Consider the following 18,749-nt stretch of genomic DNA (forward strand, 5'->3'; position numbering starts at 1 on the left):
TAAATTGAAAATAATTTAGTGTAAAATATTTTGTCCTTTTTTTATTGACTTTTTAATAGGACAATTTATAATTAATTAAATCAAAGGAGTAAATATGAAAAAATTATTAATTATTAATGGTTCAATTACTAATGATAAACAATCAATGAGTTTAAAAGTTTTAAATAAATTGATTGAAGAATACAAAAAAAACAATCCAAATGATGAAATTGAAATAATTGATGCTAATAAAACTCATAACGAATTTTATGTAAATGCCAATAATATAGATTCATATTATAAAAATATTAAGTCTGACGAATGAATTGAAAAAGTTAAAAATGCAGACAAAATTATTATTACAAGCCCAATGATCAATTTTGGTCCTGCACCAGTTATTAAAAATTTCATGGATTCAATAATGGTGCCAAACAAAACTTTTACTTACAAAGTAGAAACTAATAATGGTAAAAATGGATTACTAAGAAATTTAAAGGTTCTTGTATTAACTAGTCAAGGTTCTGCCAAAGGGACTTATGAATGAGGGAACTTGAATTCATGATTAACTGGAATTTGAAAATTTTTAGGGGCTGAAGATGTGAGATTACTTAATATTCATAGTACAGATTTAGAAAATAATAGAGATAAAGATTTTGATGAAGTATTTAATGAAATTTATAAAGATGATTTTGATAAAGTTTTAAATAACTTTTAGGAGAAAATATGAAAATTGAATTAGGAATTAGCACTTTTGGAGAAACTACTCCATTAGCAGAAACTAAAAAACTAATTTCTCATCCAGAAAGAATTCGAAACATGATTGAGGAAATTGAATTAGCTGATAAAGTTGGTTTAGATATTTACGCAATTGGCGAACATCATAGAGAAGATTTTGCTGTTTCAATGCCAGAAATAATTTTAGCTGCGGGTGCAGTGAATACTAAAAATATCAAATTATCATCAGCTGTTACTGTGCTTTCTTCTTCAGATCCAATTAGAATTTATCAAGCTTTTTCTACAATTGATGCCTTAAGCAATGGAAGAAGTGAAATAATGGTAGGACGTGGTTCATTTACTGAAAGTTTTCCACTTTTTGGTTATTTTTTAAAGGACTATGATGAATTATTTGAAGAAAAATTAGATATGTTACAAGCAATTAATGCTAATGAAAAGTTGGATTGAAAAGGTAGATTAACTCATGATGTAAATAATCGCGGTATTTATCCAAGGGTAGAAAATGGATTACCAATTTGAGTAGCAACTGGTGGCAATCCTCATTCAATAGTAGCAATTGCGAGAAGAGAATTACCGATTGTTTTTGCAACAATCGGTGGCGATCCATTAAGATTTAAGTCATTAGTAACTATTTATCGTAGCGCTTGAAAATCTTTTGGCAATGACTGAAGTAAATTAAGAATTGCAGGTCACTCATGGGGTTGAATTGAAGAAGACGATCAAAAAGCAAAAGATAATTATTTCATTCCAGTTAAACAATTAGTAGATACTATTGCTAAAGATAGAAGAACATGAACTGAAATGACAAGAGAACAATATGATTTTGAAGTTTCTGAAGAAGGAGCCATTTTTGCAGGAAGCCCTGAAACAGTAGCTAAAAAAATTATTAGAATTATGGAAGGATTAGAATTAGATAGATTCATGCTACATCTTCCAGTGGGTTCAATGGCACACGAAAAAACATTAAAAGCAATTGAATTAGTTGGAACCAAAGTCGCACCAATTGTTAGAGAATATTTTCAAAATAAGGAATTCGTAAGAGAAATAAAATAAAGCTAAAATTTAGATAGCTTTATTTTTTTCATTTTTTATATAGCAAGGATGTTTTTTAATTCTTTTAACTAAACATTCATATGAAATGTTTTTATGTTCAGAACTGTTTAAATAAATTTGATTATAGTAACTTTTGAAAAATTTAATTTTGCCTTGTTTTTTTGCATTTAAATAATCAAGATAAATGTTTTGAATTTCAATATCCGAAATAGATAAAGCATTTTGTTTCTTTAAATTTTTATGATGAAAACAAAAAGCATCTTTTTTCATAAGTTGCTTTTTTCTTTGAATAGTTTTAGTTGAACAATTTAATAATTTAGCCAATTCATTATTGGTTAAGTCTGGGTTATTTTCTATCGTTTCAAAAATCAATTGATTTTTTTTATAAAATTTTGTTTCAGAAGACATAATTAAAACTTTCATTAATAAAAAATATTAAATAAATTATTACATATTTTTAGCAATGTATTAAAATATATATGCGTGGTCGCGTAGCTCAGCAGGATAGAGCACAAGCCTTCTAAGCTTGTTGTCAGAGGTTCGAATCCTCTCGTGATCGCCATTTTTTTTATTTCATTATTCCAAAAAATGTTTAAAATTTATTTAGGTTGTCCTTATAGCTCAGTTGGTAGAGCACAAGCCTCCTAAGCTTGGGGTGAGAGGTTCAATTCCTCTTAAGGACGCCATTTTTTTTATCAAAATATGAAAAAAATAATTAAAATTTTCATATTTTGATTTTTTGATAATTTTTTTCATAATTTCAAAATGTTCTATTTTTATCTATAATAAAAATATATGCATAAGGAGATCAAACAAATGAAAAAATTTAAAAGATTTTTATCAGCTTCAATTATAGTTGCTGGTTCTATCTTACCATTAACAGCTTTATCAGCAGGATGCGATAAAAAGGAACCAAAACCTCAACCAAAAGAAGAAACACCATCAACAGGTTCTGGAACAAGTACTTCAACACCATCTCAACCTACAACAGATTCTGGAACAAGTACTTCAACAACTACCCCTTCAACAGGTGAATCTTCAGGAACTAACACACCTGCTACTGGAACAGAAAGTGGTACAACAACTTCACCTTCTACATCAGAAAACAATCCAAGCGGAGATACTTCAACCGAAACAGTAGATCCATTAAATAAAACAGCAGATTTCACAATTTTAGGTGATGCAACAGCAACTAAAGCTAAAATTGTAGAAGCAGTGGATGCCATTGCTGCAAGTCAAGAAGCTAAAAAACCTTACACCTTTACTTATGATTACAATACCAAAAAAATAGTTCTATTTAAAGGTGCAATTAACTGAAAAACAGGCGAAAAAACTGAAGTATTTTCAATTAGTGCCCAATTATTGGCAGATGAAAAACAAGTTGTTAATGCAACCAATCCTACATATGACAAAAATGGTCAAACCAGATTCAGTGGTATCATTGATGGTGTCAAAGAAGGAAATAAAATTAAATTTACTTTTAAATTAGGAAACTTCAAAACAAAAGCAATTGATAATGAAATTTACTACTTTGAAATTCCTTTAAATTAGTTTGATTTAAAAAAAGTCGCGTTTGAGCGACTTTTTGTTTACTCTTATGAACGGAAATATCCAATGATTCTAATTAGATAATAAACTAGAATTAAATAATCATAAGCGAGTTTAAAACCGTATCAAAGAGAAATTCTGGCTATTTCTAAATGATGATTACTTTTTTGATTTCCAATTTCTGAATTAAGAAAACCATCAACATAAGCACTTTCATTATTAATTAATGCAAAATCAAACATCAAATAAACAATACCTAAAAACATTCCTAAAAGGCCATATAATGAGATTACTCAACTTTTTACTATGAAAAAAGAAGTTATAAAAAGAATAAACATTGCACTAGCTACAATTAATAAAAATGGTCAGATTTTTTGAATTTGTAATAAATTAAAATATCCTAGAATACCAATTAAAATGAAAAGAGCGGTGGCAATTCCAAGAATGCCTAAAAGTTTATATGCGCTTGCAGTAAGCAAAAAACTAAATAAAATAGGGCCCAAAACAGAAAATCCTAAACTCAATGATAAAACTGAACTAAGTGGTAGTAAAACTCAAAAATTAATTTTTCTTCCTCAAATTAATAAAACAAAAATAAAAACAGAGCTAAATATTCCTGAAATTATATAAGTAATGAGAGCAGCAGTGTTATTTGTAGTAAATACTAATTTAGTAAATGAAGACCCAATAAAAATTAAGCCAACAAAAAAACTAAATCAAAGAGTAGAGGCACCAAAAAGAATAGAAGTTCCTCTACTTTTAATATTCTTCAAATTTGTACTAAAAATACTTGAAGAAGTTTTTATATCATTTGTATTATTTGTATTCATAATTATTAATTTTAGCAAAAAAATAAAAAAATATCACTCCGAAGAAGTGATATGGCTGCCCCAGTTAGATTCGAACTAACGCATGACGGAACCAAAACCCGTTGCCTTACCGCTTGGCTATGGGGCAATGGTGGAGGGGGAGGGATTCGAACCCCCGAACCGTGAGGAAGTGGGTTACAGCCACCCGCGTTTGGCCGCTTCGCTACCCCTCCATTGCCTTACAATTATATATTATTTAAAACTTTAAGAAACAAAAATTAAATATTTTTTAAGAAATATTTTTTTGCTATTTTTAGCATTTCATCGTTTTTTTTGATTTCTCCAGCTTGAATAGATTTAATTTTATTTTTAATATAAATTTTGCAATTTTCATTAATAGATTCTTTAAACTTAATATCGATTGCATGAAATTCTAAAATAGAATTTTGTACAGTTAATAAGCCACGATAAATGATTTCATTTAATTCTAAATATGCCACATAGTAAGCATCCGGTAAAGCAATTATTTGATCACTGTGTTTGAGAAGTACATTTTCATTTTGATTTTTGATAAACTTAGCAGAAAATCCATAATCAAATTTTAAATAAGAATTAACTAAATCTAATTCTCCTAAATTAATTAAGTCTTTTAAAAAACTAGTTGAAAGCTTGTTGCCATTTGGTAATTTTAAGGGCTCAACCACATATGTAGAGTATTTTTGTTTAAGTCAATCAATATTGCCTCTTGCTTGTTTGCCAAAACGGAAATCCTGGCCAACCACAATAGAAAAATCTTCCTGATTAGAAAATAGAGTATCTAAAAAAACTTGAGCCTCTTGATTGTGTAAATTTTTAAATTCCAGACGACAAGCATATTTGAAATCTAAATTTGCGAATACTTGTAGTCTAAAATCCTCATCAGTGAATAAATTAGGGTTTAATTTTGGTAAATTTTCGCAATCAGCAAAATAAACTAAAACAATATCCCGATCAGGTTCAGTTTCTTTTAGCTCCAAGGCTTTTAAATAAAGCAAATAATGTCCTAAATGAAAAGACTCAAAAGCACCAATTAAATAAATTGGTTTATTAAATTTAGGTTGATTATGAATTGAATAAATGTTTAAGCTCATAATGATAATTATAATAAAAAAAGCAAGTCTTTGACTTGCATAATTTAAGCAACAAAATCATTGATACCAGGGAAAATTTGTTCACTTGGACCAGGTAAAACTCAGAATTTGCTATCTTCACGTTTTTTAATGCCTTTTTGTCTTGCTAATTCTAATTTGCTTCATACTCATGTACATATAAAGATAGAACTATATGCGCCAATTGCAAGTCCAAAAATCATTACGATGTTAAAGGTTAAATTAGTTGCGTTTCTAAATAATAACAACACTAAAACAGCAACAATTGTAGTTAATGATGTATAAAGACTTCTTTTAATTGTTTCTGCAATTGATAAATTGGCAATATATTTAATTTTTTTAGCATCTAAAATTTCATTGTGATATCTATTAGTAATATTTTCTCTAATTCTATCGAAAACAACAATAGTGTCATTAATTGAAAAAGCAATAATTGAAAGCATTGCAGCGACAATAATTGGTGAAATTTGTAATCTGGTAATTACAATAAAACCAATTGTCATTAAAATATCATGAATTAAACCAACGATTGCTGCAATTGAAAAAGTTCATTTTAATCTTATTAAAGTATAAACAATGATACCCACAAAAGAAATTGCTACTGAAAGTAAAGCATTTTTAACTAAATTAGCAGCTTCGGTTGAAGAAATTCCATATGATCAAATTGAAACATCTGGATATTGAGTTTGAATAAAGTTTTTAATTGATTCAATTTCTTGACTTAAATCTTGGCTGGTTTCAATACTTAATTTAAAAGCTGTATTATTATCATTTATTGAAAAAATTTGAATATGATTTCCAATTTCATTAATACCTAAATGATTTTGATTAGCAATTAAGAATTGTTTCATTTCGTTTGCAATATCTTTGGTAATTAAAAATGTATCTTTACCTTCAATAGAAATATTAATTCCACTTTCAAATTCAATTGAACGGTTAAATCCAGCTCAAAAACTTTGATTAATGCCAGCAAAAGAACCAAAAACAATTCCGGCAATCAACACAAAAGCAATTGAAGCTATAATAAATCATTTAGCATTTTTTAAATAATCAAATTTTTTATAAAAAATTTCAGGATTTAAATGATTAATTTTTTTTCATTTTATGCCAATTAATCATAAACGTTTATTAAATCATCCAGTATTTATTAATAATGAACTAATTCCTCTTGTGAAAATTAACATTACTAATAATGTAAAAATAACTGAAAACACAAGTGAAAGACTGAAACCTCTAACTGAACTAGTTCCAAAATAAAAGAGAATAAAGGAAACAATTAAAGTGGTTAAATTAGCATCAATAATTGATGAAAGTGAAAGCCGATTGGAATTTTTTAAAGCCTTTTTGAGTTTTTCTCCCATATAAACTTCGGATTTCAATCTTTCGAAAGTAATGATATTAGCATCAACACTAATTCCAATTCCTATAATTAAAGCCGCAATAGTAACAGGTGAATATTCACCCCTTAAAATAGTGAACATTAATAAGGTTAAAAACATATATAATGCCATTGAAATTGTGCTTAAAGCCCCTAATAAGCCATAATTAACAATCATAAAAATAGCAATTATTCCAAATACAACTGTTCCAGCTAATAATGCACTTTCAAAAGAACCTTGCACACTAGATGCTTGAATGTAATTAGATGATAAAACTTCCAATGAATATTTTGAAACACCATAATTAATGTTAGCTGCTAATCTTTGAGCGCTTTCTGCATTAATATTAGCGCCACTAATGGTAAATGATTCACCAGTTAAAGTAGATCTAACTACACCAGTACTTACTAAATAATTTTCCGCATCAATTTGATATTTTTTATAGACATTACTTTTGCCACTAGCATCAACAGGAGTTTCGTTGACAAAAGCAAAATTATATGGATTTTCTTTTGCATTTATTCACTTATTAGGGAACTCGGTTTTAGCAATTTCTACAAATTTATCTAAATTAAGTCACATTAAAACAACTTGTGATGAATTAGCTAAATACTCAGTCGCATTAGTTCATTGTACTTGTGCATCGCTATCTTTTAAAGTAACATTTACAGCATAAGTACCATTTTGCATAAATTCAACTTTAGCAGAATTGCTTGATTTTAATGGAGGAATATAACGATTAATTTGACTATAATCAATATCTTGCATGGTTGAATTGAATTGATTATCAATGAAAAGAGGTTTCATATTGATATCAGTTAAAACTAAAGTCGGTTTATTTGTAATAATTCCTTCAAAATTTTTTCTTTCGATATCACTCATTGCCCCATTTCGAGTAATGAGAATCTTGCCTTCTCCTTGATTTTCAACTTTGGTTCCATTAAATGCTACACCACCAGTTAATCTTTCATCAATTGATTTACTTACACTATCTGTAAACGAATCATCAACGGCGCCAGCTTCATTTTTAACTTGTACTAAAAATTCAACACCACCACCATATTCAACAGATTTATTAATATTTTTAGAGATATAGAATAATGAACCAAAAACAATAGAAGAAATAGCAGCAATTAGAGTAATTGCTGCAATAGTAATTCTTTTTCAATTAGTAATTGAAAAAATCTTTCTAAAAACTTTTTTAATTCACTTAAACATATTTTTTAATTATATATAAATAAATGTTTTATAAATACATTTAATATTACATAATAATTTTTTTCTACCAATTTTTATTTAATTTAGCAATTTAAAATTATGAATAAAAATCGCGGGATGTTACTAGAAACAATCATTAATAACACAATTCAATATTATTGAACAAATAATTTAGCCTATATTGAAAAGAAAAATTTAAATATTAAATTTAAAAATGTAAGCAAAGATAAAACAATTACAGATGGATATATAGCTAACAAAAGCACAGTAGATTATATTGGATGTTTAAAAGGCAAATTTATCGCGTTTGAAGCAAAAAGTACTTATCAAAAATATTTACCGGCCAATAATTTAAAATTGCATCAGAAAAATTATTTAAAGCAAATTGAGCAAAATGGCGGGATTTCATTTTTAATTGTCTTTTTTCATTTCACAAATGAATTTTATTTGCTTCCAACTTTTAAGATTATGACAAAATGAGAAACTAATATTTCAATTGAAGAAATAAAAAAAATAGGGTTCAAACTCGAATTAACCTTTCCAGGTATCATCGACTTTTTACCCTATATTAAAGTGAATTAGAAATTAACAATATCTCTTAAGTATTTAGAAGGTTTAAATCTAACAACACGCTTTTCAGGAACAATTAATTCTTCATTTTTCTTGAATGGATTAACAGTTTTACGTCCTTTTCTAATAATTGTTTCAAAAGTTCCTAAATTTGATAATTGCACTTTGTTTTCAGCAATCATTTCTTCTTTTAAAACAAAAACAAAAGCATCAAAAAACATTTCAGCTTCTTTAATAGAAACTTGTTTTTCTAATTTATTTGACATTTGTTCAGCAACTTGTGAAATGAATTCTTTTTTTGTCATTTTGTCCTTTCAATAAGCCATATTTATATTATATATGGCTAAATTATAGTATTTTTATATTATTCTAAACCATTTTTATTTTTAAAAATTAATTTAAGTGGGCAACCGGTAAAATCTAAAGTTTTTCTTATTTCTTTTTCTAAATGTCTTTGGTAACTAAAATGAAGAAATTTTTTGTTATTTACAAAGAAAACAAAAGTTGGAATTTTACCCATTACTTTTTTAACAAAGTAAATATTTAATCTACCACCATTATAAGGAGCAGCTGGTTGTATTAATTGTGTTTCACGAATAAAATTAGATAAAATTGAAGGCTTAATATCTCTTTCTAAGTTTTCTTTAACATGCAAAATAGTTTCAATTAATTTATGCATTCTTCAATTTTCTTTAACAGAAACAAAAACAATAGGAACTCAAGGAACGAAATGAAAACGATTTCTCAACATTTTTTCAAAATTTGCCATTGTGTTAGTTTCTTTTTGAATTAAATCTCATTTATTTACAACAATAATAATTGGTTTGGGATTATTTTCATCAAGTGCATATCCAATAATTCTTGCATCGAAATGAGATAACTCTCTAGTGGCATCAATCATAATAATTGATAAATCAGACTCATCTAAAGAATTGAATGCCCTTTTTAGTGCATATTTTTCAACTTGATCTTCAATACTGCTTTCTCTTGTAATTCCAGCGGTGTCTATTATTTCAAATTCTTGGTTATGAATTTTTATAACGCTTGAGACACTATCTCTTGTTGTTCCTGCTATTTCAGAAACAATAGAACGATTTTCGTTAGTTAAACGGTTTAAAAGAGAACTTTTTCCAGAATTAGGACGGCCTAAAATTGATAATTTAAAAATCTTTTTACTTTCTTGTTCATTTAAATTTAAATACTCTAAACATTTATCAAGTACATCTCCAACACCATTACCATGTTGAGCTGAAATTTGAAATATTTCATCCCCAAGTGAATAAAGAGAATAATCGAAATCTTTTGGATTATCCAATTTATTAGCAACCAAGACAATCGGTTTACCTGATTTTTTTAATTTTTGTGCAATCATTAAATCATCATTAGTAACATCAGATGTTCCATCAACCATGAAAATTATTACATTTGCATCAGCAATAGCAATATCAACTTGAAGTCTAATTTGTTCTTGAAATGGACGATTTTCAATCTCAATTCCGCCTGTATCAATTACTCTGATTTCTTTGCCATTTCAAACCAATGTTTCGTAAAGTCTATCTCTTGTGACACCTGGACGATCATAAACAATTGATTTTCTTTTGCCAATTAATCTATTAAATAGTGTGCTTTTTCCAACATTAGGTTTACCAACAATTGCAATTACATTATTTTTCATTTTTTACCTTTAAATTAACAATTTCAATGATTTGATTTACCACTTGTTCAAATGTCATATTGGTGCAGTCAATTTCTGTTGCATCAGGAACTTTATGTAAAGGATCATTTGCACGATTCATATCTTGAAAATCTCTAGCTAAAACATCCTTTAAGACTTGTTCATAATTTTGCTCATATCCTAATTTAGCATTATCTAATTGTCTTCTTCTAGCACGCTCTTCTGGTTTGGCAGTAAGAAAAATTTTAACTTCTGCATAAGGCATAATTTTAAAGGTTGTATCTCTTCCATCCATAATATAACCTTTGCCTTTTTTAGTAATATGTTGAATAATATCTACAACATATTGACGAACCAATTTGTATTTAGCAATAGTAGAAGCCGCTTTAGAAATAACGTCATCTCTTAAAACTTCTGGATTAATAATTTCATTGTTTAAAATTAAATTACCATCAGTGTGGATCGAAATAATATCCGGTATTAAAATTGAATCAACTTGTGTTTCATTTAAAACATCAACATTTTGTTTAAGAGCATTATAAGCAACAAGACGATAGAAACTGCCAGTATTAATAAAAGTGTATCTTAATCGGTGTGCAATTTCAGCAGCAACTGTTGACTTACCAGCGCCAGAAGGTCCATCGATAGCAATATTAATTTTTTTCATAGAAGCTCCAAATATAATATTTTTATATTTAATAATTATTTATTTTATATTAAATTAGTTTAAGAATTAAAAAAGAAAGACTAGAAATTGAAATTTTTATCAATTGCAATTTCTATAGTTTGAGAATGTTCAAAATCACTAGTTTTATTTGCGATATCTAAATCAAGGCTTTTAGACTCATCATTAACATTTTCATTTTCACTAATAAGTAGGTAATCTAAATCGCCAGATTCAAAATTCAAGTTTTTAAAAATGTCTATTTTATAATCATTTGCAGTATTTTCAAACTGTTCAATCTGTTGAATAATTTCCATAATTTTTTTGGTCTCAATAATTTTTTTTAAATTATCAAATTGATAATTATTTAAATCGAAAAGTTCATCAGCAAATTCATAAATTAAATTTTTGTTATTGGTTAATTGCATAAAAAAATCTAAATCATTACTTAATTGTGATTTTTTTTTAATTAAGCTTTTAATCAAATTAATTTGTTTAAAAGCTGATTGATTATTTAAAACTATGTCTTGATCTGTCTTTTTTTTCTTTTTCATTTCTCAATATTACATTAATTAATTTTTTTTAATAGCACTAATAAAAAAAATAGGAATTTATCCTATTTTGCTTTGTTAATTTTCTCAACAATTTCGATATTAGATTTATCTGAAAAATCAGTTAAAGTTTCTGCCATTTTTTTGATTTCTTTTTCTTTAATATCAGGAATAATTACTTTCAATGATAATTTCAAGTCACCTACAAAGTTACCTTTTTTAATTCCTTTTCCTTTTAGAGTTAAAATTTTGTCAGTTTGATAAGTTCTTTTCATTTGAACTTTTTCATTACCATAAGGAGTTGGAATATAAATTTCATTTTCTTTAATAATATCTAAAAATGAAATAGGAAATTCGGGAATATAAATATCCAAACCATTACGTTTAAAATACGGATGCTCTTTAACTGTATAAACTAAAATTAAATCACCTGGTACACCGCCATTAATTCCAGGTTCACCATAACCAGTTAAAGTAAATTGATCGCCAGTTTCAACTCCAGAAGGAATACTTACAGTTACAGATTTTAATTTTTCAATATATTTATTACCTTTACATTCGTGACATTTATTAGTTATTTCTTTACCTGTGCCATGGCAAACATCACAATTAACAATACTTTCCATTTGCCCGAAAATAGTATTTTTAACTTCTTTTATGTGCCCAGTCCCTTTACATTTGACACACTCTTTGATATCAGATGGATTTTCTGCTCCAGTCCCATGACAATGTGAACAAAGTTCATATTTTTTTAATTTGAAAACTTTTTCAACGCCTTTTACGGCCTCATCAAAAGTTAATTGAACTCGCATCTGAAGGCTATCACCATTTCTTTTACCACTATTTTTAGTTCTTCTTCCCCCACCAAATGAACTAAAAATATCGCCAAAAATATCACCGAAGTTACTAAAACCACCGGCAAAGTCGCCCATATTGAAGTGCATTCCCCCAAATCCTCTTGGAGCTTCAGCACTTCCATATTTGTCGTAATTGCTTCTCTTTTCTGGATCACTTAAAACTTCATAAGCTTCATTAAGCTCACGCATTTTTTCATCACTTGAGCCATCTTTTAATTTATCAGGATGATATTGTAAAGCAAGCTTGCGATATGCGGCTTTAATTTCTTTTTGATCAGCGGTTTTACTTACTCCCAAAATAGCATAATAATCTTTTTTACTCATGATATTTATTTTAGCACATAAAATGTTAAAGTGCTAATATTATTTTTTTATATTTACTTATTTTGTTTTTTATAGTAAAATATCAAAGTATGCCATCATAGCTCAGTCGGCAGAGCACATCCATGGTAAGGATGGGGTCGCTGGTTCAAGTCCAGTTGTTGGCACCATTTATAAATTTAGAATTTATGCCAAATATAACAAAACCAAAAACATAAAGAGTTGTTTTTGGTTTTTTATTTTAAAAAGAGTATAATAAAACACATTTTATTAAATAGAAAGGAAAGAAAATGAAAACCAAAAACGATACTCGAGCACAAGAGTTGTTTGGTAATACAGCGGTCAAAAAAGCAATTTGAATAGTCACTATTCCTTCTTTATTAACTGCAATGATGGCTGGTTTGTATTCATTTGCTGATCAAATTTTCATTCAACAATTTGTGCCGCAGACAAGACAAGTTTTGATTAATAATCAAATTGGTGAAATTGCATCATATATGACAAATCAAAGCTTAACATTTAATGATTATTTTAGCTTATTTGAAAAATATAATCAATTGTTGCCAAATGAAAATTTAGCTAGAATTACTGCAAATTCCGTGGTATCAACCACCAATGCTGCATTTCAACCCTTAATTATTTTTTCAAATTCAATAGTTTTTTTAGTTCCTGTTGGTGCATCAATTTATTACACAAAATGTATTTCTAAAAAAATGGAAATAACTGCCAAAAATTTATGAGCAACTATGTTTTGAGCAACAGTAGTTTTGGCTTTGATAGCTACTTTAATGTCTTTTATTTTTGTTGGTGCCGGATTATTAAAATTATTAGCTGGTAAAACTGAATTGAATTCGACTAAGGCTATGGCTTTAGGAATGAGTCAAAGTGAAATTGATAATTTACAAGATTTTTACAATGCGGCATATAAATTAAGTTTAAAATGAGCTGCTAATTATATTTATATTTATGCTTCTGGCACTATTTTACAAGGTCTTTCATGGTTATTTGCTTATTTTATAAGAGCTGAAGGATATAACTCTTTTGTTATGTGAATTGGAATTATAGCTAATGCAATTAATATTTCACTCGATGCTTTATTCATCATTGTATTTAAAATGGGTGTGCTTGGAGGAATTTGAGCCACAATTATTGGATGAATATTTAATTTATCCGCTTATGTAATTTATACAGCCATTCAACACAAAAAGGGCCGTTTATGAATGTCATTAGGTCAATTGTTTAAATTTCAATTTAGTTCAAAAATGCTTTTACCAACTTTCTTGTTAGGTTTTAATGGATTTATTCGTTCTTTTGGAGTGGCTTTCGCATTTGCAATTATCAATATATTATTATCTAAACCAGGATTTGCCGACCCTGGACATTTCCAATTTTATTGAGCAAAATCAGCCCCAATCATCACATTGTTTGCAATTTCAATTTTTGGAATTAATGATGGAGCAAGAAGTTTATTAGCCTACAATTACACTTTGAGAAATTTTAAAAGATGTAAAGAAATTTACTTATGAACTCTTTTAGTAGCTGTTTCTTATTCATTAATCGTTTATGTTTTTGTTTTCTTCACTGCAAATAATTTATGAGTTATTGCTTTAAATGTAAATAATGAATTAATTCCTGCTACAAGCCGATTTATTCAAATTATGACTTTAAGAGTAGTGGCCATTTCCTTTTCTATTAGTTCATTATTGGTCTTTCAAGCAACTAATGACGTTGAAAAATCAATTTTGGCTTCAATGTGAGAAAATTTTATTTGTTTTGCTGTAATTATGCCAATCGGTTTAGGATTAGCTTATTGAGCGTTTCTTGGACAAAATAACGCTTTAGCTGCAAACTGAATTATTATTAGTGCTTATATAATAAATAGTTTGATTGCTTCTTTAACTTTATTAGCTTGATCATGACATTATTTAACCAAAAAATTACCAAAAATTGATCAAAGCAAGGTTTCTTGATCAAGAAAAATTGAACATCAATTTTTTGCTAATGCACAATTAGCGGAACAAAAAAATAGCCAATAATTTGGCTATTTTTATTTTAGAACAACTCTTTTTTTACTATCAAACATATAATCAGTCAAATATATAACCCCATCTTTTAAATTTATTATAGGAGCATTTTTAGTGAATTCTTTAGTAGCAAAAAATATTTTAACTCTTTTGTTATCAATATATGAATATGCGCAAGGATTTGAAGAATAAGCACGAATTATATTTAAAGCTTCATCCACATTTAAGCTTGAATTAATAAAGCCTTTTCCCTTTTCTAATTTGGGGCTAAAACTAACTTTAGCAGAATCTTGTACAATTCTTTGAAAATCACCTTGAATAATTTCGTTAATTCAATTTGTGATATTTTTTGCAGTGGCTTGAGAAAGTTTTGCCATTAAAATATCAGAAGTATCAGAAGGATCAATAGATATTTTTAAAGTTTTAAAAATATCTCCAGCATCCATTTCTTTAATCATTTCCATCAATGAAATACCAGTTTCTTTATCACCATTTAGGAGTGAATATTGAATCGGACTTGCTCCTCTATATTTAGGTAAAAGTGAACCATGAATATTTAAATTTAGTTTTTTAGCTAAAGATAAAACTCTAGAAGGAATAAATTGTCCAAAAGCAGCAGTAATTAAAAAGTCATAATCCAATTTAGCTAAATCGTCATAAATTTCACCAATTTTTTCAGGTTGATAACAAGGAATGTTATATTTTTCTGCTAACTGTTTAGTTGGAGTAGGTATAAATTTATGCCCTCTTCCACTTGGCCGATCAGGTTGAGATATGATAGCAACAACATTAAAATTTTTAATAATTTCTTCAAAAATAGGCACTGCAAAATTAGGTGTACCAGCTAATACAATTTTTATCATAAATTTCATTATAATTTATATATTTAAAAACAAAAGGAGTCTTATGTTTAAAGATACAATTGCAGCAATTAGTTCAGGTGGAAAAATTAATCAAGCAATTTCGATTATTAGAATTAGTGGATCTGAAAGCTTCGAAATAACTAAAAAGTTTTTTGATGGTAAAGTTCCAAATGAAAGTCAAAAAATCACTTTTGGAAGAATTTTAGATAATTTAAATAACAATGAATTATTAGATGAAGTTTTAGTATCTTGATTTAAAGGGAAAAACACTTTTACAGGTGAAGACACAGTAGAAATTGCTTGCCATGGTGGAATTCTGATTACGAATAAAATCTTGGAACTTATTTTAGCAAATGGAGCACGACTTGCATTACCCGGAGAATTTTCAAGAAGATCATTTTTAAATGGAAAAATGGATTTAATTAAAGCTGAATCAATCAACGAATTAATTCATGCACAAACAGAACAACAAGTAAAATTAGCAGTTAAAAAGTTCAATAATAAAACTTCAGATTTATTGGATAAATTAATAAAAGATCTTGTTTATATAATTGGTGCAATTGAAGTCAATATTGATTATCCAGAATATGATGATGTTGAAAATGTTTTAACTAAAGAATTAATATTTAAATTAACTAATTTTTCAGAAAGATTAGCACAAATAATTAAAATTAGTGAAAATTCAAGATTAATTTTTGAAGGAATTAAAGTTGCAATTGTAGGAAAACCTAATGTAGGTAAATCATCAATTTTAAATTTGCTTTTAAATGAAGAAAAAGCAATTGTTACGGATGAAGCAGGAACAACAAGAGATATTGTAGAAGCTTCATATCAAATAAACGGAATTTTATTTAAACTAATTGATACTGCTGGAATAAGAGAAACTGACGGTAAAATAGAAAAAATAGGAATCGAAAAATCATTTGAACAAATTGAAAAAGCCGATATTGTGCTTCACATCGAAGAACCAACACAGCAAAGAAATCATTTTGATGAAAAAGTCGATGAACTTGCAAAAAAATTTAACAAATATTTAATTAAAGTTGTAAACAAGTCAGATTTATTAGAAAAAAATATTAATAATTTTAACGATGAATACATTTATATTAGCTCTAAAAATAAAGAAATTAATCAACTTGAAGAAAAAATGACAAGTTTTGTAAACTTAAATGAATTAAATAATGATGAGTTTTTAAACAATACAAGACAAATTTCATTAATTAAACAAGCAAAATTAAATATTGATGAAGCAATTAAAACTTTAAATAACAATAATGATCCTGATTTAACCATAGTTGATATTAGAAGAGCTTGAGCTAATTTAGAAGATATTTCAGGTAGAGCAGATAACGAAAATTTATTAGATGAAATGTTTAAAAACTTTTGTCTTGGAAAGTAGAAAAAAATGTCAATAAAATATGTAGATGCCCATTGTCATCCAATTAAACAATATTATAAAGATAATTATCAATCAATAGAAAAAGCTTATAGCAAAGGCGTTAAAGTAATGATGATTACAGGCTGTAATTTAGCCGAAAATGAAGAAGTTATTAAAATTTGCTCACATTTTGATTATACATTTCCGGTTATTGGAATTCACCCAACAGAAGTAAATGGTGCAACAGACGGAATTAATTTAAAAAAACAAATCACAAAAGAAGTTAAAGGAATTGGAGAAATAGGACTAGATTATTATTGAAAAGATAAAACACCAGAATTGCAAAAAGAATCTTTAATTTCTCAAATAAAAGTAGCTGAAAAATTTAATTTACCTGTTGTTATTCATATGAGAGACGCTTATGAAGACCTATATGACATACTAAAGAAATTTCCAAATGTGAAATTTATGATTCACACATATAGCGGAAATTTAGATTGAGCCAAAAAATTTTATGAATTAGGATGCTATTTTAGTTTTAGCGGAGTTAGCACTTATAAAAACGCAAAAGAAACAATTGAAGTTTTAGATTGATTACCAGTAGATAGAATTTTAACAGAAACTGATGCGCCATACTTAAGTCCAGCCGCTAAAAGAGGAAATATAAATTATTCTAATTATGTTATTTTCACTACTCACTTTATTGCTGGAATTAAAAAAATGCCAATTGAAAAATTTGCTGATCAAGTATTAAAAAATGCAAAAGGATTATTCAAATTAGATGTATCAAGAAAATAAAAACATTAAAGCAAAAAAATATTTTGGACAAAATTTTTTAAAAAATAAAGCAATAACAAAAAAAATAGTTGATTTAGCAAAAATAACTTCAACTGATTCAGTGATTGAAATAGGACCAGGCAAAGGTGCTTTAACAAAAGAAATTTTAAAAAAAACAAAAGATTTAATTGTTTTTGAGATTGATAAGGACATGCAAAATTATCTAATAGAAAATGATATTTTAAAAACAGAGCAAATAATACTTGGTGATTTTTTAAAAGCCGAATTAAGCGATTTTAAAAATTCTGTTGTTATAGGCAATATTCCTTATTACATAACCAGCGAAATAATTTTTAAAATTTTAGATAATAGATTTTTATTCAAAAAAGCGATTTTAATGGTACAAAAAGAAGTGGCAGATAGAATAGTTGCAAAAGCAAACTCAAGCGAATATTCTAAACTTTCTGTCACTTGCCAATATGTAGCAGAAGTTAAAAAATTATTGGTTGTGCCTAAAAAAGAATTTGATCCGGCGCCAAATGTAGATTCCGCAATTATTAGTTTCAATTTTTACCAAAAAGAAAACGATAATTTTGATGAATTAAAAAATTTTTTTAAATTAATTTTTTCAACCAGAAGAAAAAAATTAAGTTTTTCGTTAAAACAACACTTTAATAAAGAAAAAATTTTAGATTTATATAATAAAATGAATTTATCAGAAAATATCAGAGTTCAAGAATTGAGCTTGAATCAAATGGTAGAAATGTACTATTTGTTAAACGAAAAATAAGGAGAATGAATGATTTACAATTACATTTATGAATACAATTTTCATGAATTAATTTCATCTAAAAAAAGTAAAGATGAAAAGGAAAATAAAAAGTTTAAATCTTTTGTTAAAACAAGAGTAATTTGAGGAACATTGCTTTTATTACTAGGAATTGTTTTAATTGTTGGAACTATTATTGCGAAATATGCATTTAAATCAACAGAAATTAATTTGGCTAGTGAAATACTACTTTACATCTTGGGAATAGTTATTATTTTCGTTGGAATTGATTTTTTTGCAGGATTTATTTTAATAATCAAAGCAATAAAACACCAAGAAAACAAAAATATTGAAAAAGCATTAAAACTTTATAAATTGTCTCAAATTTTAAGTTTTAATTTTGCAAGCATCAAAAAAATTAATTTTTAAGG

At 27.2% G+C, this 18,749-nt stretch carries 19 protein-coding genes and 5 tRNA genes; 12 read left to right on the forward strand and 12 right to left on the reverse strand.

Annotated features, from left to right (window positions below):
• Positions 1-94: 94 nt before the first annotated feature.
• Together Q346_RS0101435 and Q346_RS0101440 are read left to right on the forward strand one after the other, a co-directional pair.
• On the forward strand, positions 95-694 hold the full coding sequence (locus Q346_RS0101435) for an FMN-dependent NADH-azoreductase (RefSeq protein ID WP_027332760.1): 600 nt from the start codon (positions 95-97) through the stop codon (positions 692-694).
• 8 nt (positions 695-702) lie between these two features.
• Positions 703-1,767 (forward strand): LLM class flavin-dependent oxidoreductase, encoded by a 1,065-nt coding sequence (locus tag Q346_RS0101440; protein ID WP_027332761.1) that lies wholly within the window; start codon positions 703-705, stop codon positions 1,765-1,767.
• Positions 1,768-1,776: 9 nt separating this feature from the next.
• Here Q346_RS0101440 and Q346_RS0101445 read toward each other — a convergent pair whose 3' ends face one another.
• Entirely contained in the window at positions 1,777-2,190 is a 414-nt protein-coding gene (locus Q346_RS0101445; RefSeq protein WP_155946925.1) for an HTH domain-containing protein, read from the reverse strand.
• A 62-nt stretch (positions 2,191-2,252) separates the two neighbouring features.
• Between Q346_RS0101445 and Q346_RS0101450 the strand changes: the two genes are divergently transcribed.
• The 3 genes from Q346_RS0101450 to Q346_RS0101460 all read left to right on the forward strand — a co-directional run bounded on the left by Q346_RS0101450 (position 2,253) and on the right by Q346_RS0101460 (position 3,318).
• Positions 2,253-2,329 (forward strand) — tRNA-Arg (locus tag Q346_RS0101450).
• A 48-nt stretch (positions 2,330-2,377) separates the two neighbouring features.
• A tRNA-Arg gene (locus Q346_RS0101455) sits at positions 2,378-2,453 on the forward strand.
• 130 nt (positions 2,454-2,583) lie between these two features.
• The gene (locus tag Q346_RS0101460) at positions 2,584-3,318 is read left to right on the forward strand and encodes a hypothetical protein (protein WP_027332763.1); all 735 of its coding nucleotides are present in this window, start codon (positions 2,584-2,586) and stop codon (positions 3,316-3,318) included.
• A gap of 44 nt (positions 3,319-3,362) precedes the next feature.
• On the opposite strand, the gene Q346_RS04140 is transcribed toward Q346_RS0101460, so the two are convergent.
• The 5 genes from Q346_RS04140 to secDF form a co-directional block, all read right to left on the reverse strand.
• Positions 3,363-4,145, reverse strand: a complete 783-nt coding sequence (locus tag Q346_RS04140; protein WP_036437914.1) for an MAG0110 family membrane protein — start codon at positions 4,143-4,145, stop codon at positions 3,363-3,365.
• Between the two features lie 52 nt (positions 4,146-4,197).
• A tRNA-Gln gene (locus Q346_RS0101480) sits at positions 4,198-4,272 on the reverse strand.
• Position 4,273: 1 nt separating this feature from the next.
• A tRNA-Tyr gene (locus Q346_RS0101485) sits at positions 4,274-4,357 on the reverse strand.
• 45 nt (positions 4,358-4,402) lie between these two features.
• Positions 4,403-5,254, reverse strand: a complete 852-nt coding sequence (locus tag Q346_RS0101490) for an FAD synthase (RefSeq protein ID WP_027332767.1) — start codon at positions 5,252-5,254, stop codon at positions 4,403-4,405.
• A 44-nt stretch (positions 5,255-5,298) separates the two neighbouring features.
• Complete coding sequence (secDF, locus tag Q346_RS0101495) at positions 5,299-7,869, reverse strand: protein translocase subunit SecDF (RefSeq protein WP_036437915.1); 2,571 nt, start codon at positions 7,867-7,869, stop codon at positions 5,299-5,301.
• A 99-nt stretch (positions 7,870-7,968) separates the two neighbouring features.
• On the opposite strand from secDF, the gene recU reads away from it, so the two are divergent.
• Positions 7,969-8,451 carry a Holliday junction resolvase RecU gene (gene recU / locus Q346_RS0101500; RefSeq protein WP_027332769.1) on the forward strand — a complete coding sequence of 161 codons (483 nt, stop codon included), beginning with the start codon at positions 7,969-7,971 and terminating at the stop codon, positions 8,449-8,451.
• Here recU and Q346_RS0101505 read toward each other — a convergent pair.
• The 5 genes from Q346_RS0101505 to Q346_RS0101525 form a co-directional block, all read right to left on the reverse strand.
• Positions 8,448-8,744 (reverse strand): HU family DNA-binding protein, encoded by a 297-nt coding sequence (locus Q346_RS0101505; protein ID WP_027332770.1) that lies wholly within the window; start codon positions 8,742-8,744, stop codon positions 8,448-8,450. The genes recU and Q346_RS0101505 overlap by 4 nt on opposite strands.
• A gap of 59 nt (positions 8,745-8,803) precedes the next feature.
• Entirely contained in the window at positions 8,804-10,114 is a 1,311-nt protein-coding gene (gene der, locus Q346_RS0101510) for a ribosome biogenesis GTPase Der (protein ID WP_027332771.1), read from the reverse strand.
• A complete protein-coding gene (cmk, locus tag Q346_RS0101515) occupies positions 10,104-10,781 on the reverse strand; it encodes a (d)CMP kinase (protein WP_027332772.1) in 678 nt (225 codons plus the stop codon). Before cmk ends, der begins: the two co-directional genes overlap by 11 nt.
• Before the next feature lie 80 nt (positions 10,782-10,861).
• Positions 10,862-11,332, reverse strand: coding sequence for a hypothetical protein (locus tag Q346_RS0101520; RefSeq protein ID WP_027332773.1), 471 nt, complete (start codon positions 11,330-11,332; stop codon positions 10,862-10,864).
• A gap of 62 nt (positions 11,333-11,394) precedes the next feature.
• Positions 11,395-12,510, reverse strand: coding sequence for a J domain-containing protein (locus Q346_RS0101525; RefSeq protein ID WP_027332774.1), 1,116 nt, complete (start codon positions 12,508-12,510; stop codon positions 11,395-11,397).
• Between the two features lie 91 nt (positions 12,511-12,601).
• Between Q346_RS0101525 and Q346_RS0101530 the strand changes: the two genes are divergently transcribed.
• A tRNA-Thr gene (locus Q346_RS0101530) sits at positions 12,602-12,677 on the forward strand.
• Positions 12,678-12,797: 120 nt separating this feature from the next.
• The gene (locus Q346_RS0101535) at positions 12,798-14,543 is read left to right on the forward strand and encodes an MATE family efflux transporter (protein WP_027332775.1); all 1,746 of its coding nucleotides are present in this window, start codon (positions 12,798-12,800) and stop codon (positions 14,541-14,543) included.
• An 11-nt stretch (positions 14,544-14,554) separates the two neighbouring features.
• On the opposite strand, the gene fmt is transcribed toward Q346_RS0101535, so the two are convergent.
• Positions 14,555-15,394 (reverse strand): methionyl-tRNA formyltransferase, encoded by an 840-nt coding sequence (gene fmt / locus Q346_RS0101540; RefSeq protein WP_198763695.1) that lies wholly within the window; start codon positions 15,392-15,394, stop codon positions 14,555-14,557.
• A 43-nt stretch (positions 15,395-15,437) separates the two neighbouring features.
• On the opposite strand from fmt, the gene mnmE reads away from it, so the two are divergent.
• From mnmE to Q346_RS0101560, 4 genes are read left to right on the forward strand one after another with little or no spacing between them, the layout of a single operon-like run.
• Positions 15,438-16,793, forward strand: a complete 1,356-nt coding sequence (gene mnmE / locus Q346_RS0101545) for a tRNA uridine-5-carboxymethylaminomethyl(34) synthesis GTPase MnmE (RefSeq protein ID WP_027332777.1) — start codon at positions 15,438-15,440, stop codon at positions 16,791-16,793.
• Between the two features lie 6 nt (positions 16,794-16,799).
• A complete protein-coding gene (locus Q346_RS0101550) occupies positions 16,800-17,570 on the forward strand; it encodes a TatD family hydrolase (RefSeq protein ID WP_027332778.1) in 771 nt (256 codons plus the stop codon).
• Positions 17,554-18,339 (forward strand): 16S rRNA (adenine(1518)-N(6)/adenine(1519)-N(6))-dimethyltransferase RsmA, encoded by a 786-nt coding sequence (gene rsmA, locus Q346_RS0101555; RefSeq protein ID WP_027332779.1) that lies wholly within the window; start codon positions 17,554-17,556, stop codon positions 18,337-18,339. The genes Q346_RS0101550 and rsmA overlap by 17 nt, the downstream gene beginning before the upstream one ends.
• Positions 18,340-18,348: 9 nt before the next feature.
• Positions 18,349-18,747, forward strand: coding sequence for a hypothetical protein (locus tag Q346_RS0101560; RefSeq protein WP_027332780.1), 399 nt, complete (start codon positions 18,349-18,351; stop codon positions 18,745-18,747).
• Positions 18,748-18,749: the final 2 nt, after the last annotated feature.

This window comes from Mycoplasmopsis gallinarum DSM 19816 (assembly GCF_000621085.1).
In the GTDB taxonomy this organism is placed as follows: Bacteria; Bacillota_I; Bacilli_A; order Mycoplasmatales; family Metamycoplasmataceae; genus Mycoplasmopsis; species Mycoplasmopsis gallinarum.